We start from the raw sequence: 24,508 nt of genomic DNA, 5'->3' as shown, positions 1-24,508 counted from the left end.
GGTTGTTGAGCAATTTGCGATTTTCACTTGCTTAGGTTGGTATATTTAGCGTAGCGTCAAGTCAGAATCCCTGAGGCCGCTCGTTATAAATTGGAATTTTTGGTCACTTTTTGGTTGGATTCATGTAATAGGTCGTGGGCTTGCAAGCGGGTCCGGCGCCGGTTCGGGGGTCCAAGGCAGTCGTGTCATTGATCGGGCGTGATGGACCCGGAGCTGGAGTGTGCGCCGGCATATTTGCTTTCGTGCGATGCGGTAAGAGAGGGATTACTTCGTGTTTCAGAGTTCAGCAGCTGATGTCAGCGAGCCATCCAAAGCATTAAAGAAATGCAAGGGAGGGCTTGTTTTCATTGGAATAGCAAGCGGGCTTATCAATATCCTATACCTTACAAGTTCATTTTTTATGCTTGAGGTGTATGACCGGGTCATTCCCAGCAAAAGCATACCTTCGCTGGCTGTCCTGGCAATACTTGCGTTGATGCTTTACTCGTTTCAAGGAGCGTTCGAGGTTCTGCGAAGCAGGATGCTTGTGCGTGTTGCCGGTGCGCTTGACGAGATGGTGAACGGGCGTGTGTTCCGCGCGCTGATCAAGGCTCCGTTGAAGGTCAAAATCGGCGGCGACGGGCTTCAGCCGTTGCGCGACTTCGACCAGATCAGAACCTTCCTGTCCGGCCAGGGCCCGACAGCGATGTTCGATCTGCCATGGTTGCCGTTCTATATCGTGATCTGCTTCCTCTTTCATCCGGCGATCGGGTATATCGCGATCGGTGGAGCGCTGGTTCTCGCCATCCTGACGTTCATGACCAATCAGGGAACGCGTACGCTCTCAAAAAAGCAGTCTGACTCCGCTAACATGCGAAATGCCTTCGCGCAGACCTCGATCCGCAACTCCGAAGTTATTCACGCCATGGGCATGGCGGGGACGATGGCCGAAATCTGGGACCGCAAGAACAGTGAATACCGGACAATCACTCGGCAGGCATCGGATGTTGGCAATGGATATGCGACCTTGTCGAAGATTTTCCGTATTGCTTTGCAATCGGGAACGCTCGCGACCGGCGCAATACTGGTCATTCAAGGGCAGGCCTCTTCGGGAATTATCATCGCCGGCTCGATATTGACCTCTCGCGCTCTGGCGCCTGTCGAAGCGGCGATCGGAAATTGGCGTGGTTTCGTTTCTGCTCAGCAGAGCTGGGCGCGACTTTCGAGCCTGCTGAAAGCCATTCCTGAGATTCCGGCCCCTCTTGCGCTCGCGGCTCCTACCAAGCAAGTCACTGTCGAAGGACTGGCGAGCGGGCCGCCGGCGGGTCAGCGCCTGGTCATTTCCGATGTCAGCTTCGGCCTAAGGGCGGGGAGCGCGCTTGGGGTCATTGGTTACAGTGCCTCGGGTAAGTCGTCCTTGGCACGGGCGATGATGGGCATCTGGCCGACCGTCAGAGGATCCATTCGCCTTGATGGCGCAGCACTCGATCAGTGGGACGGTGACGCGCTTGGCCGGCATATTGGTTATCTCCCACAGGATGTAGAGCTTTTCTCGGGGACTGTTGCCCAGAATATCTGCCGTTTTGCGAAGGAGATGTCACCTGAGGCGGTGGTTGCTGCGGCGAGGGCGGCGCGTGTTCACGATCTCATTCTTCGTCTGCCGAACGGTTACGAAACCGAAATCGGCGAAGGCGGTGCTGCGCTTTCGGCTGGCCAGAGACAGCGTATCGCGCTTGCAAGAGCGCTTTACGGCGACCCATTCCTCGTCGTGCTCGACGAGCCAAACTCCAATCTCGATGAAGAAGGCGAGCGGGCGCTGAGTGCCGCGATCATGAGCGTGCGGGCGCGGGGCGGCATTGTGGTCGTCATCGCACATCGATCCGGGGTTCTGGCGGTCTGCGACTTCGTGCTGATGATGCAGGACGGCCGCATGATCGCGTTCGGTCCCAAAGAAGAAGTTCTGGCGAGAGTCAGCCGGCCGGAAGCGGCGCGCACGCCGATTGCCGAGCGCGTGGCTCAGCTTAAAGTCGTGGTCGACGGCATGAATGCGGCCGAATAGGCCAGAGGGAAGATCGTGAGTAAAGTTATCAGTGAATCGAAACGCTCCCTCAATCGGCATGTTGCCGTTGTCGGTGTGCTGTCGATAGCCCTCGTTTGCGGCATTGGCGGTTGGGCGGCGACGACAGAGCTTTCGAGCGCAGTCATCGGCGAGGGCGTGATCGTCGTCGACGGCGATGTCAAGAAGGTCCAGCACCTGACAGGTGGTATCGTGTCGGAATTGCTGGTTTCCGAAAACGACCATGTGACGGCCGGGCAGGTGCTGATACGGCTCGATGGGACGACGACGAGAGCGAATCTCTCGATTGTGGAAAGCACGCTCGCTCAGCTTTATGCGCGCCGCGCCCGTCTGAAGGCGGAACGAATCGGCGCAGATTCGTTCGAGGTCGAGGAAAACATCAGGGATCTGACATCCAGCACCTCTGCAGAGAAGCTTCTCGATGGCGAGCAGAAGTTGTTTGACAGTCGCAGGACGGCGCTTATCGGAATGAAGAGCCAGTTGGCATCGCGCAAGGACCAACTGGGCGAGCAGGTAAAGGGATTGGTCGTTCAGATCAATGCCACCAACGATGCCTTGGGCTTGATCGAACAGGAGCTCGAGGGCATTGATACGCTCTACAAGAAGGGCCTCGTCACGCTTCAGCGTTTGAATACGCTCAAGCGCGCCCGCGCCGATCTCCAGGGCAACAGCGGCCAGGAAATCGCAGCTAAGGCGGAGGCCGAAGGTAAGGCAATCGAGATCGATCGCCAGTCGATCCAGCTGGATGAAGATCGTCGTTCGGAGATTGCAAAGGACCTGACCGACGTCGAGGCGCAGATCGCCGAATATGAAGAGCGGCGCGGAACCGCAGTCGATCAGCTGCACCGCCTCGACATTACCGCACCGTTGACTGGGCGAGTTCACGAACTCTCGGTTCACACTGTCAATGGTGTCATCGATCCTGGTCAGACGCTGATGCTCGTCGTTCCGGAAAATAACGAACTTACGGTCGAGGCGAAAGTCGCCACCCGCGATATTGACCAGGTTCACGTCGGCCAGTCCGTCGATGTGCGTTTCAGTGCTTTCGATCAACGCACGACGCCTGATGTGAGCGGTGAGATTACCTCGATCGCGCCCGATATCGTCAAGGATGAGCGCACGGGCATCAGCTACTATCCGCTGCGCGTCAAGCCGAAAGCTGAAAGCATTGCCAGGATGAAGACGATAAAGCTCTATCCCGGCATGCCGGCGGAGGTCTTCATCAAGATCGGCGATCGGACCGTGATATCCTATCTGACGAAGCCGCTGACCGATCAGATGCAGCACGTATTTCGCCAGGAGTGATTGGCGGCTGTTTCGCGTCGTTAATAGCCCCGACGTTTCAAAGCAGCCGTTGTCATCCGCCAGGGGGATTGGATGGTTTCGCATTGCTCGAACAGGCATGCGCGGCCATTTCACGAAATTGTCTCAAGCCTGCTGCAAGGTCTCCTCATGATATGTTTGGAGTTTTGGCGAGCGGTGCTGATTGAGAGGCGACCGGTCTATGGACTGGTTCTGTTTCTGGCGTGTCTGTTGATGCTTTCGGCGGTCAGGAACGGTTATGCCGATCGTCCTGTGCCGCTGAAAATAGTGGCCTTCGGAACATCCTTGACGGCGCGAGGGGGATGGCAGCCTGCCCTAGAGACGGAGCTTGCAGCCTGCTTGCAGAAGCCGGTGAAGATCGAGAGCGTTGCAAAAAGCGGTGAAACGTCACTGTGGGCTCTGACCCAGATCGATCGCGTCGTTGCCGAGCAGCCGGATATCATCCTGATTGAGCTCTACGCCAATGATGCGACATTGCATCGGTTCGTGTCGCTTGCGAAAAGCCGAAAGAATATTGGCGACATCCTCGACCAACTCCAGCAGCGCCTGCCGCAAGCGCGGATCATCGTCATGGCCATGAATCCGTTTTCAGGATTGCGTGGGCTGATCCGTCCCTTTGTCGACAGTTATGTCTCCGCACATGAGGCGGAGGCGCAAAAACGTGGTCTGGAGTTTGTCGACCACCGGCCCAATTGGGAGCGCCTGACGCCGGATGATCTGGTCACGGCAATTCCTGATGGCGTGCATCCTCTGCCCGACATAGCCTCCAAAATCATTGCGCCTGAGCTTGTCAAACGTATCGCCGGCAACAATTGCGGAGAATGAAAATTCGCTCGTAAGCGTCAGAGGCTATGACGGCTCTCGGGGTCAGACTGCCGTAATATAGTTTTTCAGGTAGGTGACCAGTGAAGCCCGACCGGCTTCCGACGAATCTTCGTGAGATGGGCTATCCAGCTCTTCGAGCAGATAGTTCCGGAGATCGTCATCGGTGTGTGCGACATAGATGCCCGGCCGGCCCACGAGCTGGCTCACCGTGGCGAGCTGATGATCGTTCCGGTGCTCGCCGAGAGCCGCCTGTCGGGGAACGAGAATGATCGGCTTTCCAAAACGCTTGGCCGTAAGCACGGTGCCAATTCCCGCATGAGAAACGATGACACTTGCATCGCGAAAGACGTTATCAAAGTCTTTTGGCTCGATATTCTTGATCCATTTCATATTCTGTGGCGTGTAGGTGCCCTTGCCGATCTGCGCCAGAACCGGTTTCGACAGTTCGTTTGCGAAGGTGTCGACAGCCTTGACGAGGCGATCAAACGGCAGTTGCGTTCCGACGGTGACAAGGATCAAAGGACAGCTCCTGCGTAATGGGGGCCATCCGGCCTCGACAGATGTTGCCATTGCGTGAGCCAGAGCGTCGCAATATGGCCGGCCAGTTTACCCGATAGGGACAGCTTCTCGACATTGGCGACGCTATCGATCCAGATCGTCCGCTTGCCCGTCAATTTGCCGGCCAGCAGGCAAAAAAGCCCGGGTGCGGCACCGGTCGAGATGATGACGTCGGGCCTGTGCTTGATGACGATGGAGAAGGCGGTAAAAAAGCACCGGATCGACATGGTAATCGAGTCGCGGCTGCAATCGGGAAGGACTAGTCCGCCGCGAATGTCGTATTTTGCAAGCAGTCCCGGGATGGTCGTTGCAAAGACGATATCGCAGCCCTCGAATGCGCCGCGCATGGCCATCAGCTGTTCCCAGTGGCCGCCTCCTGACGAGGCAGCGAGAACCTTCAATTTTTTCTCAGTCATAAACAGGCATCTCCTAGATTTGACCGATGGATAAGGGCGAAAACCGTTCTGTTCGAACAGCGTTTGCGTCACGATAGTTCAGTGGAAGTGTACCATTTCTGGCCCGGTTGGTTGAAGCCACGAAGTTGATAAACCGGCAATTATGCATGATGTTTTCGTCTGAAACAGCATAACGGCCAAATCTCATCCGAGCGCGCCCGCGCAAATGATCAGTGAGCGGCATTGGGTTTGTACTCCTGATATGCATGTCCGAGAATCCCGTTAACCATGCCCGCGCCGCGCAGAACATGGGTGAGGGCACGCATGCCCCAATAGGGTGAAATCAGGATCGCCGGCAGCATGGCCAGCCCAAGCATGACTCTCGTGGCGCCATAGGCCGCTCGGTAGATCCGGCGCTTCAGGTTGCCGTGCAGGACCTCGCTGACTGCGAAGGTATTGCCGAGCCGGTATTGTCTTTGCAATACCCATTTCCAGGTCATCCGGCTGGCCGGAACGATATCATGGACAAGCGCCTTGTCAGCCCAGAAGACCTGCATGCCACGGCGGATGGCTTGGTTGAAGAAAAGGTAATCCGTGCCCCCGGTGAAGCGCATCTTCTCTTCAAAACGCAGATTCCATGAACGGATCAGGGGATAGTCGAACATGACGTTGTTCGATGCCGCATAAGAAATGCGTTGACCGTCCTTGTTCTTTTTACGCTCGAACACCCTTGCCTTGATGAAATATTCCGGCGGGTTTTCTGGATAGACCGGTTGGACGGGGCCATAGACGCAATCGGCGCGGTTTTTCTCCCGTGTCTCCAGCATCGCATCCAGCCAGCTGTCGACGGGCCATTCGTCATCGTCGAGAAAGCAGAAGAGGTCAGTGCCTGGAGGTGCCGAGTCCAGTGCGCGATTGCGTGCAAAGGGTATGCCTTGGTTTTGTTCAATGACGTAGATCAGGTCGTAGGCACCTGTTTGGCCAAAGCTCTCTACCGTGGTCCTCGCGCTGCCGGCCGCGTCATTATCCACGATCACCATGGTGAGATGATAGGGACGGTCCGGATGCCGGATTTGGCGGGTCATGACGTCAAGCAGCTTGGCGATCCCGTCGAGGCGCCGATAGGTCAGCACACCGACGGCAATCTTCAGCGGTGCGGCGCCTGCTTCTGTGCCGACGGATGAATGCGGAAAAGTCTCTTGCTGATTCATGACTGTCCTCTCCGCAGCATATTTCCCAAACGCTTGCGCGCCGCCATCAAGGCCACTTCGGTCGCGGCAGCATCGCCGAACGGACCGCCGGCCACTGTGTTGCGAGCTTCGCTCGGGAGCTTCAGAAGCGATGTCGTTTCGGCAATTCCGCCGGCCACGAGGCTCTTGCCGAGTGCCTGGAGGCCGTCATAGCGGCGTGCCAGTTCCAATCCTGTCGCGATCATGATCCGCGGGCGCAGTGTTTTTGCCCTGCTTGTGCCCGTATAGCGGTTCGAGGCATGAATGCGTTGAAAGGTCAGCGGTGTTTCGACGATGGCGCCGCGACCCAGATAGGCGGCTGCAAATTTGATGTAATTGTCGCTGAGGACGACGTCTTTCGCGACAGACATTGGCAGGATCTGGGACAGCAGCTCGCGGCGGAAGCTCAAGCCGGAGGTCGGCACCGGAAGCGAGGGAAAGCCGCCTTTGCGCAGCGTGTCCCGCTTGTCGAACAGCGTCACCTGCAGCTCCGCGGGAGGCTGGTCGTCTTCATTGGTCGTCACGCGGTCGAAGCACCAGTCGATCTCGTTGCGATCGTAGATCTCGGCGATGCGCGCGAGTTTGCCCGGCAAAAACGCATCATCGGCATCGAGGAGAAAGAGGATATCGCCGCTTGCGGCCGCAAAACCCGCATTGAAGCTCGAGGCCTGGCCGCCATTTTCCTTCAAGACGGTCAGGATCCGCTCGCCATAGGAAGCAAGAATCTCATGGGAATCATCGGTGGAGCCATCGTCGACCGCGATCACTTCGAAATCGGGATAGACCTGCGACAGAACACTGTCGATGCATGGGCGCAAATACTGGCCGTAATTGAAATTGTTGATAAGCACCGATATTTTCAATGCACGACCTCCTGCGCTAGTCGACCAGAATGATTTACCGCCGGTGCGTATCGGCGAAGTCCGGCGCGGTAGCCACGCATGTAATAGTACTTCCAGATGGCCCAGAACCGCTTCCTTGATCGCGGCAACGGATAAAGGAGGGCTGCCCGAACCGCCCAGTTGGCGCTCTCGATCCAGGTTCTTAAGGGGATTCCCCCGATCCTTATACCTTTTGGAATGTCCTCGGCGAAGAGCGCTGGCATTCCATAGCCAAGACGTTCCCCACGCTTCTGTACCCAAGCCTCTGTCACGCTAGAGGCTGGAATCCAGTGATGAACAATGGCCTCAGCGCACCGACAGGTTTTCACGCCGCTTCGGGATAGGCGGCTGACGATTTCCGTATCCTCTCCCATTGCGAAAAGACCTCCTGGAAGCGGCCCGATATCTTCGCGGAATCGAATATTGCTGCCAAGCAATTCGCGACGCACAGTCGTGTTCGGACCCCAAATTTTTGTCGGGTCGCATGGGCCACTGGATTCCTGGTCGGCTATGGCGAAGGTTGATCCCATGGGAATCCAGTCCAACAGCGGATCCCCATGGGGATAATGCTCCCAATTTGGAAGAATTCGGCCGCCGATAACGCCGAAATCCGGGTTCGCCTCCGCGCATGCAGCGATCGAACTCAACCAGTTCGCATCTGCCTCGACGTCGTCGTCCGTAAAAACGATCAGCGCTCCTCGAGCGATCGCCAGAGCTGCGTTCATAGCGCCTGATTTGCCTGGGCGGGTATGATTAACAACAACAATTGGAAGCTTCTTTGCATATTGATCGAGAAGCTCCTGTGTTTCGTCTTTACTGGCGTTGTTGACGGCAATCAGTTCCCATTGTTCGACTGGAAGGGTTTGCCCCAACATCGAATCCAGCATCTGTTGAAGCCGTCTGCTGGCGCCGTTGAAGGACGAAAAGATGACACTAATTCTCGGATCCGTCATCAAACCCACTCGCCTCCTGACGCGCGAAAATCCTGCCCGCTGCCTCCGCAGCTGGAGCACTTCCTGTCGATGCCGCGGTTTAGTACTTTCGTCATTTGGCACCGACCTGAGAGTAGATCGTTTTATTCATCGTAGATCGCTGCTTGAGAAATTGGCGCAGGATCCCGTGTCTCACCGACTGCGCCCAGAGCAATTTGAAGCGAACGCCGCTTGGCGGAAATCTCTTGACGACAACGCTGGCCGGCACCATCAGAAGCCATCTCAATGCGCTAGCGATGGGCAGACCGCCAATTTTCGTTTTGCTGTCGAAGAGGTCCGGCCGAACGATAACCAAGCCCATGCCATAGCGCTCGCCGCGCCGCAAAACCCAGCCTTCGTTCACATAGCCCTTCCTGACAATGTGCCGAACCCTGGGACGTCGCGAGTGAAAAGCCTTGGCTCCATTCTTCTCCAACCTGAGAGCGAAAGCAGTATCCTCACCCATGGGGAACTGAGCGACAGTGGCATCCGGGCCGAGGCCGTCGTGAACGATATAACCGGATCCTAAAATGGAACGACGGAAGGCCGAATTCGGCCCAGATATCAATGCCGCTGAAATCGGCCCCTCGGGTAAACCGTCATTTAGCGCATAAAGAATCCCCAGATGCCCGTATTTGATGAGCCACGATGCCGGCCTTTCCTCCCATTCGGGCGTTATTAGGCCGCCGAATATGGCAAACTGTGGCTGCTGATCCGCCAAGGTGAGAAACTGCTCGATCCAATCCGGCGCGGGAATGACGTCGTCATCGGTTAAAATGACGAGTTCACCCTCCAGATGGCGGAAGCCCGAAGTCAATGCGTGTTGTTTGCCTTGTTTTAGCTCAAAATAAACTTCCAGTGGAAGCCGCGCCTTAAAGGAATTCAAGACTGATGCAGTGTTGTCGCTGCTGTTGTTGTCGACCGCGACGATTTTCCATTCTTCCTTCGGTAGGGTCGAAGCGCATAGTGCGTCAAGCATCGTTGGCAGGGTTTTCTCGCCGTTATAAGTTGAGAACAGTATTGTGACCTTGACTTTGCTCATTTGATGCTCCGGACCTCATTTTGGTCTGATCGCTCCCCAGTGCGGATTGGGTCACGCCTTACCGATGACTTGGCCTGCCATAGAACGCTGTCGCTGCGTGGCCGCATACTGCCATAAATTGCCGATGGGCACCGTAGATTTTAAATTACTGCCTCCTCGGCAATGAATTACTGTGTCATCGTCTGAGAAACGTATCGGCGAATTCCGGCGCGATAGCCGCGCATGTAGTAATATTTCCAGATCGCCCAAAAACGTTTCTTCGATCGCGGCATGAGATAAAGCATTGCTGCCCGGCAAGCCCATTGTGCGCTTTCGATCCAAGTCGGAAGCGGAACTCCGCTTAACCTCACCCCTCCAGGCACCTCGTCGGGAAAGAGCGCCGGCATGCCGTAGCCAAGCCGCTCGCCTCTTTTCTGTACCCAATCCTCCGTCACGCTCGATGCCGGAATCCAATGATGGACCACGGCCTCGGCGCATCGATAGGACTTGGCGCCATTGGCCGCCAGGCGAATGATGATTTCCGCATCTTCACCCATGGCAAAAATCTTTCCGGGAAGAGGACCGATATCTTCGCGGTAGCGCACGCTTGTTCCGAGCAGCTCTCGCCGGACGATCGTATTCGGGCCCCAGACTTTCGTCGGGTCACACGGTCCGCTTTGGGTGTCATCGACTATCGCAAAGGTGGATCCCATCGGAATCCATTCGATAAACCTGTCTTTTGGTTCTTTCTCCCATTCAGGGACGATTCTGCCGCCGAAGACGCCATAACTCGGATGGGCTGCGGCGCAGTCGACGATCGCTTTCAGCCAGTTCGGTTCGGCACGAACATCGTCGTCCGTAAAGACGACGAGATCCCCCTTCACCCGATCCAAGGCCATATTCAGCGCGCCGGACTTTCCCGGCTTGCGCTGCTGCAGGATGGTGATGGGAAGCTTGTCGCTATAGGTTTCCAAAAGATCAAACGTGCCGTCATTGCTATTGTTGTCGACAGCTATCAGTTCCCACCGATCATGGGGAAGCTCCTGGCGCACCAAGGAATCCAAAGTATGGCGCAGCCGGCGGCTGGCGCCATTGTAGGATGAAAAGAGCACGCTGACCAATAGATCCGACATCAGTTAACAACCCTCTTGGTGAAGTCGAAAGAGAAGAGCTTCATATTTTGACCGCCTGTGCGATGTTCGAATGGGATCGGCGCTTACGCGGGGTTCGACCGAGTCTTACCGAAAAACTCGCGCCTGTGACCCTCGCCGAGTATCCTCAGCCTACGAAGATTGCGCAACCATCGCCGCGGTTTGGTGAGTACGCCGCGGTTCAGGAAATACTGTTGCAGCAGGCTCGGTGCCTGACTATGCGATCCGCCGTGGGCGACCCGATAGACCGCCCCGCGAAAGGGAAGCTTCGTGAGCGGCGCTCCCCGTTGCGCAAGAATATCCGCTATTCGGACATGGCTGCCCAGCATCGACTTGATCCAGTCGAGCGAAGCATCCTCAAAGCGGGTCGGCAGTTCGTAGAGATCGGTACGAATGATCAATGAGGTACCGCAGAGATGGCTGAAGTCGTCATGGCCAAACAGGAAGTTGCCGCCATCGTCCCAGATATAACCATGGTCGATCGTCCATCCGTTGGCGTCCCGATTTTCGGACACGTGTTGAACGATTCGCGAACTAACGAAATCGTCGTCATCAACAATCATGAAGAAGCGACTGTCGGCGGCGTTCAACATTCCACTGAGAACGCGACGGCCTTTGTCTGCCCGGAAGGCATCAAGGAAGTCTTCCTTGCTGCCCTTTCCAAGCTCATGCAGGTCGTTCGGCGGAAAGGTGACACGCAGGGCGGAGAATTTTTCCGGCAGGTCAGGCAGATCGGCACCTTCGTTTGCCACGATGATGCCGCGCCAGTCCCCATTGGTCTGGTTGGAAATGGAAGCCACGGTCTGGGTCAGATTTGCCTTCAGCCTGCTCCAGTCGCGGGCATTGTCCTGATGTCGGACCGGGATAATGAAGGTGACAAGTGGCATTGAATGACCCCCTTAAGCCCGCAAGCTCACAGCTTCTTTTTGATCGACACGCCCCTTGGCCGCCTGAACACGCGCCCACTCTATTCCGTCCTCGAGCGAGGTTGCCTTGTATGAAAGGTCGGTTCCGCCGGAGAATGCATTCATGAAGCGGCGAATCTTTCCATAGCTGTTGTCCAGTACGGCATGCGGGCGGCCGAGCAGCAGCGAGCAGATATGGACGTGCAGGCGATCGGTCACGATTGCGCGGGCACGCGAAATCTGACTGATGCCGCGCTCGAAGCGGTTGTGTGCCGCAGCGTCAAGCCTGCGCAAGGCAACTTCGCTCGGCTTCAATGCGAGATAAGCCGAAGCTACCCCCAACTTCTTGGCGATATCCACCTTCCGTTTCGACTCGGTAATCCAGTCTTCCACAGGAATATCGGCAGGGATCTTCCGATCGGTACCGCCAACCCGTTCCGCATCCTCGCGCAACATGGCGAGGACAGGAATCTGTGTCGCCCTTTCCGGAAGCGGGCCGATGGCAAAAGCCATATCGGGGCATAGTCGTACGGTGCAGTCGAAGTGCTTCTCGGAAAACTCCTTCGATTCTTCATCGCGCACAAGCAGCACGAAATTCTTGTGGTGCCCGATTGCCCGTTTGGATTGCTCGATGCGCTCAGGCGAACTGTAGTGGATCGACTGCGGGAACTGGATGATCTGCCGATCCGGGAAACGCTCCATGATGGCTTCACGGAAATCCTGGTGGGCAACCCAGATATCGCCGAAATTGCCGCCGCCGTGAATGAAGATCGGGCCGGTCGGTACCCGCCGTTTCAGTTCGTCGGCGGAGAAGTCGTACAGCCTCGAAACATAGTCCGGGCGCTTGCCGAAGCGATCCTTGAGATAGGCCATCTCCCCTAACCAAATTGCCGAGTCGCCGCAATTGCGGATGTCGGGAAAGTCGAGAATCGCAAGCGGTTCGTCGCGCGAGACGTAGTCCTTCAGGCAATCATGGATCATGCCATTGAGTTTTGCGATCAGCTCCGATCTGGATTGGCTGGTCATTCTGCCTCTCTTGTTGATGTTCGTTTACTTCAGGCCGACTTGGGTACGGCAATACGTTTTGCTTTTGACAGGAACTTGACAATAATGCGGTGAACTTCGGTTTCTGGGCCGTCCGGCTTCTTCATCGCAAGCCAAAGAACAAAGCTCGATCCGACATAGATGATGCCGCCGGTGATAACCAGAACGGCGAGATGAAGGGCCAAGTGCAGCTTGTCGGTTGGCATGCTGAGAATATTCGACAATCCCCAGATCCCGGCGGCCATCAAGGCGACGCTGGCAAGCGCGCGGAAGTTTGCTGCGAGCTGCCGGAAGAATGGCAGGTTGATCAAGCGCTTGACGAGAAGCATGTTGACCACGGTGGAAATCAGGCCGGTCAACACGCGTGCATAAACGACGCCCGGAAGACCGTACATCATCAAGCCGGCGATGATGATCGGAATGCGAACCACCAGCATCTGCGTATCGCGGATGAACAGCATCTTGGTATGGCCCTTTGCCATGCCCAGAGGCTGGACGAGCGAGCCGAGGGTCTGCAGGGCAAAGACCGATGCAAGCGCCTGCACGATGAAGATCGCGGGTGCCCACTTCTCTCCCAGGGCAAGCCTCATCATCGGATCAGCCACGACAGCCATGCCAATACCGGCCGGAAGCGCCACCGCCGCCAGCAGCGCCTGCGCCCGCTGATAAGCTGCGACAAGCCGGACCGGATCGTTGCGGACCTTGGAAAAGCCTGGATAAATGGTCTGGTTCAACGGTGCCGTGGCCTCGCGCGTCGGCAGCGTCGAAAGAGTGTTGCCGACGGTATAATGGCCAAGCTGCGTGGCGCCTAGCATCTTGCCGATCAGCAGATATTCGATCCGCCAGTTCAGCGTGTTGACAATCTGCCCTGCCGTCAGCCAGAGCGAGAAGGAAAACAGTTCGCGTGCATGCCGGAAGGTTATGCGCGGCCAGAACGGCAGAACGGTGTAGGAAACGATGATATTGGTCACTTGATAGGCGAGGGTGCCGATAACGAGAGCCCAATAGCTCTGGTAGATCGCGGCAATTGCCACCGTCACCACGAAGCCGACAAGCTTTTGCGAGACGTTGAGTACAAACTCCTGCCAAAATATCAGATCGCGCTGGAGCATGACACGGCGCGGATTGGCCAGACCGCTCAAGAGCAGGCTGAAACTCAAGGCAAGCATAACGCTCGTCAGCCGAGGCTCGTTATAGAATTCGGCGATCGGATAGGACGCGGCGGCAAACAACAGTGCCAATATCGCGCTTCTGGTCACGCTCAAGGTCCAGACCGCGCTGAAGTGAGTTTCGCTCGGAGACTCGTGGCGGATAAGTGCCTGATTGAGCGAGAGTTCGGTCACCGAACTCAAGATGACCTGGATCGTCGTTGCAATGGCGACGAGACCAAAATCTGCCGGCAGGAGATACCAGGCGAGCACAAAGGTGCTGAGTGCCGAAAGCCCGTTGACGATGGCGCGAGACAGACTCAGCCACATGCTACCCCGAATCAATCGGTCGGTAACGCTGCTCATGGGCGAACGACTCCTGAGGTCTGGGATATTGACGATTTGAGGCGCGCGCAGGCCCCTCCAGAGTGCCTCTTACCCTTGCTGGAGCAAAGAGCGTTGGTAGCGTCGGAAAGCATCATGCCTTCTTGCCTCGTCGGAAACCCGGTTTGCGACATCACAGGGCGCTTACCGCCTTCTTGGAAAAATCTTGCTTCAGCCGATCCAGCTCGACCAGCATTTTCTCGTGCGCTCTTACGATAGCCTCGTCGGAGCTGAGCTGTCCCGGCTTTTCAGCCACCCGCTGCAAAGTTTTGATCGTCGAGCCGAAGACATGGTTGCCGGTCAGCTGCCGGATGCGGCGGTGACGGAACGTTATGTTCTTCAACAGGTATGTGTTTTTCCGCACCAGCGACGCGCCTGCTTCAACGAGGTTGGACGGGCCGATCGGATCGAAATCGATCTCCAGATCGAGCGCACTCGCCCAATCATACCACTTGGCGCGATTGCCCGGCGCAATCGGCCGGATCGCCCGCCAGGGAACGCGTAACGCATCTGATATAATGCAGCCATGCATCGCTTCGGAGACGACCTTATGCGATGCGCTGATTTCGGTCAGAACCTTTTCCACCGACCAGCGGGGATCGATATAGTGAATGCCGGCGAGTTCGCAAACCTTATCCCAACTGCCGTACATGGCGCTTTCGTAGTGCGGCATGAAGGAGACCGGGTAACGCTTTTCGATGCTTTTCGCATCCCAGCAGCTGCGCGTGAGGATGCCCGAATCGCCGATGGCGTAGCTCGGATCGATGCCGAGGACCTCGGCGGTCTTCTTTCCACGCACGAAATAGAAGGTCCAGTTGCCGTCGACTTTCGGTGGGTTGGTGTAGCCGCCGTAACCCGAGCCGAAGACGATCTTCTGCATGTTCGGGTCGAAATTGTCGTAGAGGATCGAGCCGATGCCGAGAAAGAGCTGGCTTTCGTCCTCATCGAAGAAGCCGGGCAGCAGACGCTCCCAGAGCCAATGGTTCAGTTCGTCGCCAAAATTCTCGTGTTTCCCCCGGTAGGCAAACATCTTCATCGTGCTTCTCCAGTCGGCAGGTGCGTCACGATCTGCGAGACCGTCTCGTCTTCGCGTGCCATGCGTCCGTAACGCGAAATGATCTTGATGTCGCTGCGGATAATCTTTGCCGGATTGCCCGCCACGAGCGAGCGCGGCGGCACGTTCTTGGTCACCACCGAGCCCGAGCCGATGACACATTCGTCGCCGATCTCGACGCCGGGCAGAATGATGCTGCGGGCGCCGATGAAGCAGCGCTTGCCGATCCTCGTGTGGAGGTAGAGCCCGCGTGTGAGATCGTGGGTGAGAATCGCAGCCTCAAAGGCGACGTAAGTTTCCGCGCCGATATGCAATCCCTTCGGATTGGTCTTGTCGAAACGAACGCTCAAGGAAAAGCTTGCCGTCGGATCGATGTCCATTCCCCAGAATTTCGTATAGTAGAGCCATTTGGCCGTCACAATGCTGTTCCGCAGCGGCCGAAATACATTCAGTCCCCACTTCGGCTTTTTTCCTGTCTGCACCATCAAGTCCGACCCCGGCTGGAAAATTCGTCTAGCACGGAACTGTAATAGTCCTCGAGCATCCCCGTTTGGCGACGTAAGTCGAAACGCTCGGCCACCAGAAGCGGTGCCCGCGCGCTAAAGGCTGTCCACAGAGCCTGGTCGTTGAGCAGCCTTCCGACTGCCTCGGCCATTCCCGCGACATCCCGCTCCTCCACGAGATAACCAGTTTTCCCCTCTTCGATCGCTTCGCCCACGCCTCCCGAGCGAAATGCGACGACCGGAGTGCCGACGGCTTCCGCCTCGAGATTGGCAAGGCCGAAAGCTTCGGCGTGACCATTGTCGAGGGTCACGCTTCCATGGAGATAAAGCTCCGCACTGGCGAGCAGGTCTCTTATCTCAGTCTGCGACAGATTTTCATGGATCGTGACGCTTGGCAAGGAACGACGCGCCAGTGCTTCGATTTCCTCCTTCAAGGGACCCTGGCCGACCATGACAAATTCGACAGGGGTGCCGGCAGCAGCCACACGCGAAAGCGCATCGATCATGAAACGATGGCCCTTATAGTCGACGAAGCGGGCAATTGAAACCACGAGCCCTTTTTTTCGCGGACGGGGCTCTATTTTGAAGAGATCGAGATCGATGCCGATGTGATGGCGATAGACACGTTCGGCGCGAAAGCCGAGCGCCAGCAGCCGGTCGCGGATGAAATCGGAAACGGCGATGTTCCAGCTGTTCCAGCCGGCCATCTCGCTCCGGCCTTTGGCAAAGAAGCGCACCTGATTGAAGCCACCCGGCTTTTTCGGGTCACCGCGATAGGTGGCGTCGAAGCCGTGGAACGTCGTGACCAGCGGCTTGCCGGCGGCACGTGCCAATGGACCTATGACATACCCGTTCTTGCCAAAATGGGCGTGAACGAGATCGGCTTTGCCGATCGCGGGAAAGAGGAAGGGAAGGCCGATCTGCGGGATTTTCAGAAGCAGTTCACCGGCCCGTGCAACGGGCGACCGACGGATGTCATGAACCGGAACAGTGGATTTTTTCGTATGGGCCGAAGAAATTCGCGAGCCAGCAAGAATTTCAGCTTCGAAAGAACGAAACGCTACCGCCTGGTTGAGAACAAATGCCTGGCTGGCAGGCAAAAATTTTTCCACATAAATAACGGCTTTTTTCATGAATCTGTTTGCGTCTCCGTTGTCTTGTGCATCACATCGCCTCTATTGCCCGCCGGATCCCTTCAACCGCACTTCTTGGCGCATTGCTTTCGTCGTACAGATTAACGCGCTTCGTGCAAGCCGCAGCGGGATCGGTCGCTTTCTCATCGGGCGCGCCGTATTTTTCCGACATGCCCCATACCGTCACGCCTTTCAAGTCGCCATGTTCGGCCGCGACAGTGATCACCTCGCTGAAAATATCGGCGTAGGATGCCGGCGTGAAGGCTTTGTCGCGGTTCAGGAAGTGACAGGACGCATCCAGTTCGGTGATGAAAACACCGACACCCATGTCCTTCAGCGCCGCGCAGAAGCGCCCCATTCCTTCCGGATCGATCCGGTCGAGGCCGGGGCGGAAATGCGCCTGCAGACCCACTGCATTGATCGGCGTTTTTTTGGCGACGAGATCCTCGACGATTTTCAGGATGCGCGCGCGCTTCTGTTCGAACACGTCGGATTTTTTCTCCAGATGCGTTTCGTTGAGCACCAGCGTCGCGCCGGGATTGGCCTGGTGCGCCATGTCGAAACTCATACGGATATAATCGTCGCCAAGAAGGCGTCGGAAAACACAATCCCGCAGATCCGGTGCATCATACTCCAACGGTTCGTTTACCACATCCCAAGCATCGATCGAGTTCTTATAGCGAGTGACAACCTGTTTTATATGACGGTTCATCGTCGCCTGAATGGTCTTTGCGTCGGTGATATCAGACACCCAGCCCGGGACGCGATACCAGATCAGCGTGTGGCCATAAACCCTCATGTTGTTTTTTCGTGCAAATGCAACCATGCGGTCGGCGCTGCCGAAGCTGAAAACACCCGGTCTCTTTTCCGTCGAATTCCACTTCAGCTCGTTTCGCAGCGTTATCGAATTGACGTTGTCGATGTAGATCTCGGCAGCGATTGGATCGTTGATGTTTTGCAGGTCGATTGCCGATCCGAATCGGAACGACTTGCTGTCGGCAAGGACGCGCAACCCTGCAGCGGCAGGCACCTGTGCCAGGGCTTGGCCCGTACGGACATACAACAGAGCGAGCGGAACCGAGGCGAGGAAACGTCTTCTATTCATCCTATCTCTCACTGTTAGCTTTTTTCATGTCCGCGGTGGAATTTGAAAGGCCGGACTCGTCGGCACCGAACCATCACGAGATTCGCGTTCAATTCAGCAGAGTAATACAACCTCAAATATACTTTCCCGGCAGGGGATATTGTCAGTGTCTGCTAGACTTTTCAGCATACTCCAAGATATAAACCGCTCGGGGAGGGCGCTCGTGATGGAAGATTGGTCCAGCTATGTGATGAGCTATTTTCACATGGCATTTCAAAATGCCGTTTTTTTTATGGCGACCGTTCGAAACGGTCTGTCTGTTCTCGATGACTGGCAGTTCGCGGTCCTTGTTCTCGGCATCATCGGCATCATTTCCCTCCCGTCCGCAGCGCTGGTCAGAATGTCGTGGCGGTTGCACCGATCGGAAATCGTCATTCGCTCGCTGAACGAAGACCTTGCGCAAGTCACGCAGGACCTCAATGTCGAGCGTGTCTGGCGTCTGGCGGGTGGGGACAGCACCGAACGGCCGAGTGCGGACAGTTTGAAAGAGCTCTACAAGATAATGGCCAGACATCACGACGATGCGAGTCACATGGCGTGATCAGTCCGTGCATGGCATGAAGCCGAAGACCTAATGCCGATGTTCCTGACTTTCAGCCGGCGTTTCGGTATGGGAAGGTTTGGAGACTGATTCCGGTTGCGCGCTGTCGATCTCGACTGCGGGGTCCGGCAACGGCAGCCATCTTCTGCCGGAAAAATAATTTCTGGTACTTTTCTGAGGTCCTGAAGTCGCATCCAGCGAGAGCGTGAAGTTGTAATTCCCGGGATTGAGTACCTCGCGAGTGAAGCCGATACTGGCTCCGAAGCCGTCTTCCTTGATGTCCTTCAGATTCTTGATCGCGTTCAGGGTCTCGTGAAAATCGAGCCATTGCGGTTGCTGCAGCATGATTTCGAAAATTCGCAGAATGCCAGGATCGAGCTGGCCATTTTCATCGGTCTCGGGATTGATGATTTTCACGCGCATATTGTTGATCGTGCCGGCGGCGTCGCCGCGAACGATGACGAAGATGGAGCTCGGGAGCTGATCCTTCTTCCGCTTGCCGCTCTGCTCGAAAAAGCATTCAAATGTATCGGCGTTGAAACTCGCTGCCGCCCAATCGCTGGTTTCGATGCCGGCATTGCGCAGCGCCGCACACATTGCGGCGCCGGATATCCGCCATGTCCGCAGGAAAGTCGACGCGGTCTGCACCACCGGCGGTTCGATGACATGCAATGGAAGCATGAAGGTGGCCGGTGGTGTCGGGCGGGGAAGGGCCTTGGGGGGAGGCGGTCTGACCTCCGGGGGAAAGAGATCGAAGCCAAAATAATGGCCAACCGTCTTTAAGTGTTTCATGTTGTTGGAAAGCAGCACCGTTCCCATGACCAGCGAGAGGGAAATCGTCAGCAGCAACCAGAAGACCACGGGAACCCGCGGTTTCCCCACCGGCTGTTTTGCATATGCGGACGACGAATTATCGGGCAAGCTTGTCTTCTCCGGCGCGCGAGAAGGGGTTTCGATCGGGCTGTCTAAATCCAGCAGTATACATTTATCCGTTAAATATCTTTGGCTTCTTGGCGGCAATTGGGCACCTTTGTGCCTCGTCATTGGGCATATCAAGTTCTGGTCGAAAAACACGCTGAGCACGCTGCTGGATGCCGGCCTCGACAATGTTCGTTTTGAGTATGTCGGAAGAATTCCGGTTTTCGCCAAGTCGATGATCGCCGTTGCGCAAAAACCTCTCAGAGAGGGTGTCGGAGCGGCAACGATTTCGGATAGCATTCGTCCGCTACGAAGTGCGCGATAGAGCGCGCGGGTGCACCCGCGCCAAATGGCGCCGCTGCGATAATCCACAGGTTGTTTTTTACTGAGTGAGCTGCTGAAAAAAAACCTTACGAAATATTTACTTTTAGTTGCATTCTTGCTTAAACTCTCCATTATACAGCCGGGCGTGCTGATCAAGCGGGAGACTTATTCACATGAAGGCTAAATCGCCGAATTCGATTGACGTCTATGTTGGCAACCGCGTGCGCGTTCGGCGAAAGACGCTCGGGATGACCCAGAACGGCTTGGCCGAACTTCTGGGCATTACCTTCCAGCAGATCCAGAAATACGAAAAGGGAACGAATAGAATAGGCGCCAGCCGTCTTCAGCGCATATCCGAGATTCTTCGCGTGCCCGTCGGCTTTTTCTTCGAGAACGGCGGCTCCGGGCCGATCGACGGCGCGACGAATGAATTGAACAGCTTTTTGTCCTCGAAGGAGGGGCTGGCACTCAACAAGGCATTCATCGCCATCGAGGATCCGAATATCAGGCAAAAGCTGGTGGCGTTGGCCAAAAGCCTGGCAGTCGCGGGATTGCCTGACAGCGACAGTGAGCTGCAGGATTCGGTTGTGAACAGCTGAGGACGGATCGTGCACCTGCAGACATTCGGCGATCTGCGGTTGATCGAGACGAATGGCGACCCGGTTCGCTATCCGATCAAGGGCCTGTTGATGATGGCCCATCTCTATGCCGGCGCGAGCCATGAACTCAGCCGTTATGAATTGGCTCAGTTTCTATGGAATGACGTCGAACCCGAACTGGCGCGGCTCAATCTGCGCAAACTGCTTTCCCGCATCCGCGAGACAGACGGCGGACGCGCCGAAATGCCCTTCGATTTCACCGCCAACACGGTTCGCCTCAACACGCAGGGGGTTTCCAGCGATCTGGATATTTTTCGCGCCGGCGGTTCGCCGCTGGAGCGGCTGAACGCGATCGCCGAACTGACCCAGCGTGGGTTCATCGGAAATATCAAGCCAGCGACAAAGCTGATAGAGGCGTGGATCAGGGCGCAACGGGACGCTCAGGCGCTGCAATTGCGGCAGGCATTGCTGGATGCGTTGCCGGATGCGCAAAAGCCCGGCGCTGCGCGCTCCATTTCCGGCGCCGCCCTGCAGATCCTCGAACGGGATCCGAATGACGAGCAGGTCAGAGCCTTGCTGCACCGACTATCCGGCGGTTCGTCCCTCAGCGAGAGATTGCCGAACGGCGACGGCCATGCCAGGGTGCAGGTGAAGCGTTCCGAGGCCGGCGGTGAGACAACTGCCGATATCGAACGCGTATCGCAGGCGCCGCTGATCCTACCTCGGCTGGTGCTGCTTCCCCCGACATCGAAACATGCCGATGCCGGGCTTGCGCTTGCCAACGCCCTGATCGAAGACGTCACGATCGAACTCTGCGCGCTCAGAAACATTTCCATCGTAGCGCCCCATACGGCCGGCCAGATCCGCCGTGACTCCGAGAAGGCCGCCGTGGTCGCCCGTCACTCGATCGCCTATCTTCTGGATACACGGCTTTCCGAAGAGGGATTGTTCGCCCAGCTGGTTTATTTTCCCACGGACGAGATCATCTGGGCTAATCGCTTTACGATGACGCCCGATATATTGCCGCGTCAGAGACGGCTGATTGCGCAGCAGTTGACCATGTCTGTGGCCCGCGAACTGGCTGAAAACGAGGAAGAGCGCTTACGCTTCGAGGCCAATCCTGAGGCCTATCACGCCTATCTGGTCGGCTCGAGCCTGATGAGCAAATTGACATTGCCGCATATCCGCCGGGCCCGAAAAGCTTTCAAGCAGTCGCTGTCGCACAAGGCGGATTTCTCTCCGTCATTTACCGGGCTGGCGAGAACTTTCACCAGCGAGTGGCTCGTGACGGCGCAGGGAAACAATGAGCTGCTGCATCTGGCGGAGCAGAACGCGCTTCGGGCCATCGAGCGGGATCCGGCATCAGCGGCGGGCCATCGCGAGCTTGGCGTCACCAAACTCTATCTCGGCGATGTCGATGCCAGTGTCGCCGCACTTGATCTGGCCGAACAACTCAGCCCGCATTTTGCCGACGTCATCTACAGCCATGCCGACACGCTCGTGCATGCATCCCGCCCCGGCGATGCGCTCGCTAAGATCAAAAAAGCGATTTTGCTCAATCCGATCGCGCCCGACGCCTACCTCTGGTGCGCTGCGGGAGCGAGCTTCTTCCTGGAACAGTACGAGGAGGCCATCGCCTATGTCGAGGCGATGAAAGACAAAGCGCCGGCCCATCGCATCGCCGCGGCCAGTTGCGCAATGATCGGCGATCGAAAACGGGCGCTATTCCATCGGCAACGAGCCGAAAGCATCAACCCGGTCTTCGACGTCGAGAAGTGGCTCGCCATCGTTCCCTTCAAGGAACAGTGGCAAAAAGAGCTTTATCGAGAGGGCCTGCTGAAGGCCGGTTTTTAACAATAGCTGAGGGGCATTACATGGCGAAAGCTGTCATTATAGGTATACCTGGTGAGGCGGGTCTCTGGCTTGCCGATCTCGACGCGGGTACGGTCAAGCCTCTCAATCCGACGGGGGAATTGGCGACTGCAAACGGCCTGCGCAAGGCCGGCGGCACATTCGTGAAGGGCGTCGACCTCGCCGTCGCGGTTTCCTCGGCGCAGGTTGCCCTTTCCGGTCACGTCGACGGCTGAGCCGGCATTCTGACGCATCGGTCCATATATTCCGACAGGGTCATGTCGCCGCGGGAAACCCTTTCCCGCGTCGAACCTCTTTTGGCCGGATTCGGCATCACCAGGGTTGCGCGACATACCGGACTGGATGATATCGGAATCCCGGTCTGGTGCGCATACGCCCCGAATTCCCGCTCGATCGTGATTGCCCAGGGAAAGGGTCTGACCGATCTCGATGCCAAAGTTTCCACCGTCATGGAAGCCCTTGAACGGGCGGTCGCCGGCGAGCCCACCGTCGATCTCGTCCGCGGCACCTCTTCCCGTCTGCAGGCAATGGGGCACAAGACCGACGCGCTGAACTGCCTGACCGCTCTTCATAAACCCGATCTCGGACCGGACGAGGAGACGGAATGGGTTTGCGGCGTCAATATCCTCAACGGCGAGGAGGTCTATATCCCCTTTGAAGCGGTGGTGCTCGACCGCACACGTGACGCGCGATACTGGATGTCGTCGGATGGCCTAGCCTCGGGAAACAATGTCGAGGAGGCAATCTTTCACGGGGTTCTGGAGCGGATCGAGCGTGACGCCCATGTGTTGTGGCAGGTGGGCGCGGAAGCGGATCGTTATGCCGGCTGCACCGATCCCCGCGGTTTTGAGGACGGCGCCCTGGACGGGTTGATCGACAAGATCGAAACCTCGGGATTGGCGCTCAAGCTCTTCGATATCACCAGCGACATCGGGGTCCCCTGTTTCACCGCCATGCTGGGTCCTGGGAATCCCCTTCTGGGCCCCCGGGATATTCACGGCGCCGGGGATATTAGGCTTGAGGACATTCGCCTCGTCGAGGTGACCGGCGGTACCGGGGCTCATCCGTCTCCTGTCCGCGCGGCCATTCGGGCGGTGACGGAAGCCGTGCAATCCCGTCTGACCTATATCAGCGGAGCCAGGGACGATATTTCGCCTGTAACTTTCTCACGACGCCTGCCGCCGCTGCTGCGACAGGCCTTCGATGCGGTTGCCGGCCCGCCCGCCGCCGCCATCGGCCGTGACGGGGTGGTAGGACATCGGCAACAGGATCTGGCGCAGTTGCTGCAGCATGTGCTCGACGCGCTCAGAAACAGGCGGATCGTTTCGGTGATCGCCGTGCGCCTCAGCGAGAACACGCTTCCGTTCAGTGTTGTCAAGATTGTCATTCCCGAGCTCGAAAATCCGGAGGGGGAGCGCGCCCGGCGGTTTGGAACGAGGGCGCTTGCCAGGGCAATAGGGTTTTGAAGCTCATTTTCGCAGGTCCCAGTCTTCCCGATGCGGCGTCGCTTGCCGGCGAGGGGATACGCGTCTTGCCGCCTGCCACGCAAGGCGATGTCCTGGCCGCGGTGGAGCAGGGTGCCAATGTCATCGGCCTGATCGACGGCGGCTTCGAATATGCCGCACCGGTCTGGCACAAGGAAATTCTCCATGCTCTGTCGTTGGGTGTCGCGGTTCTCGGGGCGGCAAGCATGGGCGCGTTGCGCGCTGCCGAATGTCATCCGTTCGGCATGATCGGAATCGGCCGCATTTTCGAAGACTATCGCACCGGCCGGCTGGTCGACGATGCCGCCGTCGCGCTCACGCACGCGCCGAGCGCGCTGGGCAGCAAGCCACTGACGGTACCGCTCGTCAATGTCAGCGCAACGCTCGATGCGATGGAGGATCGCGGGCTGCTGGAAAGTCGGTTGCGCCAACAGCTCGACGATGCCGCAAGCGCGATATTCTTCAAGAAGCGAACGTGGCGGGCGGTCGTCGAGCAGTGTGCAGGGCTGGCCGAGCCGGATCGTCAGCGACTGCTGGCGACACTTCTGTCGAACGCCGTCGATCAAAAACGCATCGATGCCTTGGGATTATTGAAAGTGGTGCAGGACGTCCGCGACATTCGCTCGACTGCCGATCTGCCCTGGAAACTGCACAACACCTCATTCCCCACGCGCCCTGCATTGTGAACTGAAATCGGCAATAGTCACCGAGGGTTGTGTCACGCTTTTTTCACGGGCTGGATCACCTCCACACGCGTATCATTTCTTCAATTCATTGGAGAAATGGGGCATGGGCGTGACATCGGTTGTCAAGATAGATGCAGACCAAGGGGCGGAAGACGGTCTGGAAGAGCTCGTCGCGTTGGCGCGGATGATCGCCTATGCGCGACAGGTCGCTCAGGATGTCAAACTCCCGTTCGCGACGAATTGCCTCGACCTTGCGCTCGAGGCAGTGAAGCAGGAGGTGGGGGAGGGTTTGACCAGGGAACTGGCTGAATTGAGTTCTCCGGTTCCGCAAGTGAGTGTGAGAAGTCATTAGGCCGTAG

Annotated in this window: 25 protein-coding genes and 1 pseudogene; 11 read left to right on the top strand and 15 right to left on the bottom strand. The window is 57.1% G+C overall.

The window, feature by feature from the left end; translation table 11 throughout:
• Positions 1-271 precede the first annotated feature (271 nt).
• The 3 genes from RWK44_RS09115 to RWK44_RS09105 all read left to right on the top strand — a co-directional run bounded on the left by RWK44_RS09115 (position 272) and on the right by RWK44_RS09105 (position 4,204).
• A complete protein-coding gene (locus RWK44_RS09115) occupies positions 272-2,038 on the top strand; it encodes a type I secretion system permease/ATPase (RefSeq protein ID WP_131665167.1) in 1,767 nt (588 codons plus the stop codon).
• Positions 2,039-2,053: 15 nt separating this feature from the next.
• Positions 2,054-3,361 (top strand): HlyD family type I secretion periplasmic adaptor subunit, encoded by a 1,308-nt coding sequence (locus tag RWK44_RS09110; protein ID WP_029872369.1) that lies wholly within the window; start codon positions 2,054-2,056, stop codon positions 3,359-3,361.
• A gap of 147 nt (positions 3,362-3,508) precedes the next feature.
• Positions 3,509-4,204: an SGNH/GDSL hydrolase family protein gene (locus tag RWK44_RS09105; RefSeq protein ID WP_221998095.1), complete on the top strand. Its 696-nt coding sequence runs from the start codon at positions 3,509-3,511 to the stop codon at positions 4,202-4,204.
• Positions 4,205-4,246: 42 nt separating this feature from the next.
• Here the strand turns inward: RWK44_RS09105 and RWK44_RS09100 are convergent, their stop codons facing one another.
• The 14 genes from RWK44_RS09100 to RWK44_RS09035 form a co-directional block, all read right to left on the bottom strand.
• Positions 4,247-4,723: a glycosyltransferase gene (locus RWK44_RS09100; protein WP_017961662.1), complete on the bottom strand. Its 477-nt coding sequence runs from the start codon at positions 4,721-4,723 to the stop codon at positions 4,247-4,249.
• Positions 4,720-5,178 carry a glucuronosyltransferase gene (locus tag RWK44_RS09095; protein ID WP_011653119.1) on the bottom strand — a complete coding sequence of 153 codons (459 nt, stop codon included), beginning with the start codon at positions 5,176-5,178 and terminating at the stop codon, positions 4,720-4,722. Before RWK44_RS09095 ends, RWK44_RS09100 begins: the two co-directional genes overlap by 4 nt.
• Before the next feature lie 209 nt (positions 5,179-5,387).
• Positions 5,388-6,368: a glycosyltransferase family A protein gene (locus RWK44_RS09090; RefSeq protein WP_025395609.1), complete on the bottom strand. Its 981-nt coding sequence runs from the start codon at positions 6,366-6,368 to the stop codon at positions 5,388-5,390.
• Positions 6,365-7,249 (bottom strand): glycosyltransferase family 2 protein, encoded by an 885-nt coding sequence (locus tag RWK44_RS09085; protein WP_131665166.1) that lies wholly within the window; start codon positions 7,247-7,249, stop codon positions 6,365-6,367. The genes RWK44_RS09090 and RWK44_RS09085 overlap by 4 nt, the downstream gene beginning before the upstream one ends.
• Positions 7,246-8,220 (bottom strand): glycosyltransferase, encoded by a 975-nt coding sequence (locus tag RWK44_RS09080; protein ID WP_316028698.1) that lies wholly within the window; start codon positions 8,218-8,220, stop codon positions 7,246-7,248. Before RWK44_RS09080 ends, RWK44_RS09085 begins: the two co-directional genes overlap by 4 nt.
• 91 nt (positions 8,221-8,311) lie before the next feature.
• A complete protein-coding gene (locus tag RWK44_RS09075) occupies positions 8,312-9,280 on the bottom strand; it encodes a glycosyltransferase (RefSeq protein WP_221998004.1) in 969 nt (322 codons plus the stop codon).
• Between the two features lie 167 nt (positions 9,281-9,447).
• A complete protein-coding gene (locus tag RWK44_RS09070) occupies positions 9,448-10,392 on the bottom strand; it encodes a glycosyltransferase (protein ID WP_221998002.1) in 945 nt (314 codons plus the stop codon).
• Between the two features lie 83 nt (positions 10,393-10,475).
• Positions 10,476-11,297 (bottom strand): galactosyl transferase, encoded by an 822-nt coding sequence (locus RWK44_RS09065; RefSeq protein ID WP_131665162.1) that lies wholly within the window; start codon positions 11,295-11,297, stop codon positions 10,476-10,478.
• A 12-nt stretch (positions 11,298-11,309) separates the two neighbouring features.
• Positions 11,310-12,341 carry a polysaccharide pyruvyl transferase family protein gene (locus RWK44_RS09060; RefSeq protein ID WP_131665161.1) on the bottom strand — a complete coding sequence of 344 codons (1,032 nt, stop codon included), beginning with the start codon at positions 12,339-12,341 and terminating at the stop codon, positions 11,310-11,312.
• Between the two features lie 29 nt (positions 12,342-12,370).
• The gene (locus RWK44_RS09055) at positions 12,371-13,873 is read right to left on the bottom strand and encodes a lipopolysaccharide biosynthesis protein (RefSeq protein WP_221942868.1); all 1,503 of its coding nucleotides are present in this window, start codon (positions 13,871-13,873) and stop codon (positions 12,371-12,373) included.
• Positions 13,874-14,024: 151 nt separating this feature from the next.
• A complete protein-coding gene (gene pssM, locus RWK44_RS09050) occupies positions 14,025-14,927 on the bottom strand; it encodes an exopolysaccharide glucosyl ketal-pyruvate-transferase (protein WP_316028697.1) in 903 nt (300 codons plus the stop codon).
• Positions 14,924-15,430: an acyltransferase gene (locus RWK44_RS09045; protein WP_003542119.1), complete on the bottom strand. Its 507-nt coding sequence runs from the start codon at positions 15,428-15,430 to the stop codon at positions 14,924-14,926. The genes pssM and RWK44_RS09045 overlap by 4 nt, the downstream gene beginning before the upstream one ends.
• On the bottom strand, positions 15,430-16,581 hold the full coding sequence (locus tag RWK44_RS09040; RefSeq protein WP_131665158.1) for a glycosyltransferase: 1,152 nt from the start codon (positions 16,579-16,581) through the stop codon (positions 15,430-15,432). Before RWK44_RS09040 ends, RWK44_RS09045 begins: the two co-directional genes overlap by 1 nt.
• A gap of 31 nt (positions 16,582-16,612) precedes the next feature.
• A complete protein-coding gene (locus tag RWK44_RS09035) occupies positions 16,613-17,686 on the bottom strand; it encodes an endo-1,4-beta-xylanase (RefSeq protein WP_168272591.1) in 1,074 nt (357 codons plus the stop codon).
• Positions 17,687-17,825: 139 nt separating this feature from the next.
• On the opposite strand from RWK44_RS09035, the gene RWK44_RS09030 reads away from it, so the two are divergent.
• Positions 17,826-18,266: a hypothetical protein gene (locus tag RWK44_RS09030; RefSeq protein WP_221942866.1), complete on the top strand. Its 441-nt coding sequence runs from the start codon at positions 17,826-17,828 to the stop codon at positions 18,264-18,266.
• Positions 18,267-18,296: 30 nt separating this feature from the next.
• Here the strand turns inward: RWK44_RS09030 and RWK44_RS09025 are convergent, their stop codons facing one another.
• Complete coding sequence (locus RWK44_RS09025; protein ID WP_221943248.1) at positions 18,297-19,187, bottom strand: DUF6030 family protein; 891 nt, start codon at positions 19,185-19,187, stop codon at positions 18,297-18,299.
• Between the two features lie 124 nt (positions 19,188-19,311).
• Here RWK44_RS09025 and RWK44_RS09020 point away from each other — a divergent pair.
• From RWK44_RS09020 to RWK44_RS08990, 7 genes and pseudogenes are all read left to right on the top strand, one after another.
• Positions 19,312-19,509, top strand: a pseudogene (locus RWK44_RS09020) (class I SAM-dependent methyltransferase); the annotation flags it as partial.
• Between the two features lie 172 nt (positions 19,510-19,681).
• The gene (locus RWK44_RS09015) at positions 19,682-20,107 is read left to right on the top strand and encodes a helix-turn-helix domain-containing protein (RefSeq protein WP_011653108.1); all 426 of its coding nucleotides are present in this window, start codon (positions 19,682-19,684) and stop codon (positions 20,105-20,107) included.
• A 6-nt stretch (positions 20,108-20,113) separates the two neighbouring features.
• The gene (locus RWK44_RS09010; protein WP_131667017.1) at positions 20,114-21,961 is read left to right on the top strand and encodes a peptide antibiotic resistance protein; all 1,848 of its coding nucleotides are present in this window, start codon (positions 20,114-20,116) and stop codon (positions 21,959-21,961) included.
• Positions 21,962-21,981: 20 nt separating this feature from the next.
• Positions 21,982-22,194, top strand: coding sequence for a hypothetical protein (locus RWK44_RS09005; RefSeq protein ID WP_003561841.1), 213 nt, complete (start codon positions 21,982-21,984; stop codon positions 22,192-22,194).
• A gap of 42 nt (positions 22,195-22,236) precedes the next feature.
• The gene (locus RWK44_RS09000) at positions 22,237-23,445 is read left to right on the top strand and encodes a YcaO-like family protein (RefSeq protein ID WP_221942856.1); all 1,209 of its coding nucleotides are present in this window, start codon (positions 22,237-22,239) and stop codon (positions 23,443-23,445) included.
• A complete protein-coding gene (locus tag RWK44_RS08995; RefSeq protein ID WP_131667019.1) occupies positions 23,442-24,149 on the top strand; it encodes a TfuA-like protein in 708 nt (235 codons plus the stop codon). The genes RWK44_RS09000 and RWK44_RS08995 overlap by 4 nt, the downstream gene beginning before the upstream one ends.
• 103 nt (positions 24,150-24,252) lie before the next feature.
• Positions 24,253-24,501, top strand: a complete 249-nt coding sequence (locus tag RWK44_RS08990) for a hypothetical protein (RefSeq protein WP_003542090.1) — start codon at positions 24,253-24,255, stop codon at positions 24,499-24,501.
• The last annotated feature ends 7 nt before the right edge of the window (positions 24,502-24,508 follow it).

The sequence above is a fragment of the Rhizobium sp. 25PS6 genome (genome assembly GCF_032464655.1).
GTDB classification, from domain to species: domain Bacteria; phylum Pseudomonadota; class Alphaproteobacteria; order Rhizobiales; family Rhizobiaceae; genus Rhizobium; species Rhizobium laguerreae.
Note: the sequence above shows the minus strand (reverse complement) of the source record. Positions and strands in the feature narration are given on the sequence as shown.

Excerpts from the sequence above, each read along its gene's own strand:
- RWK44_RS09000 (WP_221942856.1), top strand. The coding sequence starts at position 22,237 with ATGTCGCCGCGGGAAACCCTTTCCCGCGTCGAACCTCTTTTGGCCGGA.
- RWK44_RS09070 (WP_221998002.1), bottom strand. The coding sequence starts at position 10,392 with ATGTCGGATCTATTGGTCAGCGTGCTCTTTTCATCCTACAATGGCGCC.
- RWK44_RS09015 (WP_011653108.1), top strand. The coding sequence starts at position 19,682 with ATGAAGGCTAAATCGCCGAATTCGATTGACGTCTATGTTGGCAACCGC.
- RWK44_RS09040 (WP_131665158.1), bottom strand. The coding sequence starts at position 16,581 with ATGAAAAAAGCCGTTATTTATGTGGAAAAATTTTTGCCTGCCAGCCAG.
- RWK44_RS09080 (WP_316028698.1), bottom strand. The coding sequence starts at position 8,220 with ATGACGGATCCGAGAATTAGTGTCATCTTTTCGTCCTTCAACGGCGCC.
- RWK44_RS09075 (WP_221998004.1), bottom strand. The coding sequence starts at position 9,280 with ATGAGCAAAGTCAAGGTCACAATACTGTTCTCAACTTATAACGGCGAG.
- RWK44_RS09035 (WP_168272591.1), bottom strand. The coding sequence starts at position 17,686 with ATGAATAGAAGACGTTTCCTCGCCTCGGTTCCGCTCGCTCTGTTGTAT.
- RWK44_RS09060 (WP_131665161.1), bottom strand. The coding sequence starts at position 12,341 with ATGACCAGCCAATCCAGATCGGAGCTGATCGCAAAACTCAATGGCATG.
- RWK44_RS08990 (WP_003542090.1), top strand. The coding sequence starts at position 24,253 with ATGGGCGTGACATCGGTTGTCAAGATAGATGCAGACCAAGGGGCGGAA.
- RWK44_RS09045 (WP_003542119.1), bottom strand. The coding sequence starts at position 15,430 with ATGGTGCAGACAGGAAAAAAGCCGAAGTGGGGACTGAATGTATTTCGG.
- RWK44_RS09055 (WP_221942868.1), bottom strand. The coding sequence starts at position 13,873 with ATGAGCAGCGTTACCGACCGATTGATTCGGGGTAGCATGTGGCTGAGT.
- RWK44_RS09065 (WP_131665162.1), bottom strand. The coding sequence starts at position 11,297 with ATGCCACTTGTCACCTTCATTATCCCGGTCCGACATCAGGACAATGCC.
- pssM (WP_316028697.1), bottom strand. The coding sequence starts at position 14,927 with ATGAAGATGTTTGCCTACCGGGGGAAACACGAGAATTTTGGCGACGAA.
- RWK44_RS09090 (WP_025395609.1), bottom strand. The coding sequence starts at position 6,368 with ATGAATCAGCAAGAGACTTTTCCGCATTCATCCGTCGGCACAGAAGCA.
- RWK44_RS09095 (WP_011653119.1), bottom strand. The coding sequence starts at position 5,178 with ATGACTGAGAAAAAATTGAAGGTTCTCGCTGCCTCGTCAGGAGGCGGC.
- RWK44_RS09105 (WP_221998095.1), top strand. The coding sequence starts at position 3,509 with ATGATATGTTTGGAGTTTTGGCGAGCGGTGCTGATTGAGAGGCGACCG.
- RWK44_RS09005 (WP_003561841.1), top strand. The coding sequence starts at position 21,982 with ATGGCGAAAGCTGTCATTATAGGTATACCTGGTGAGGCGGGTCTCTGG.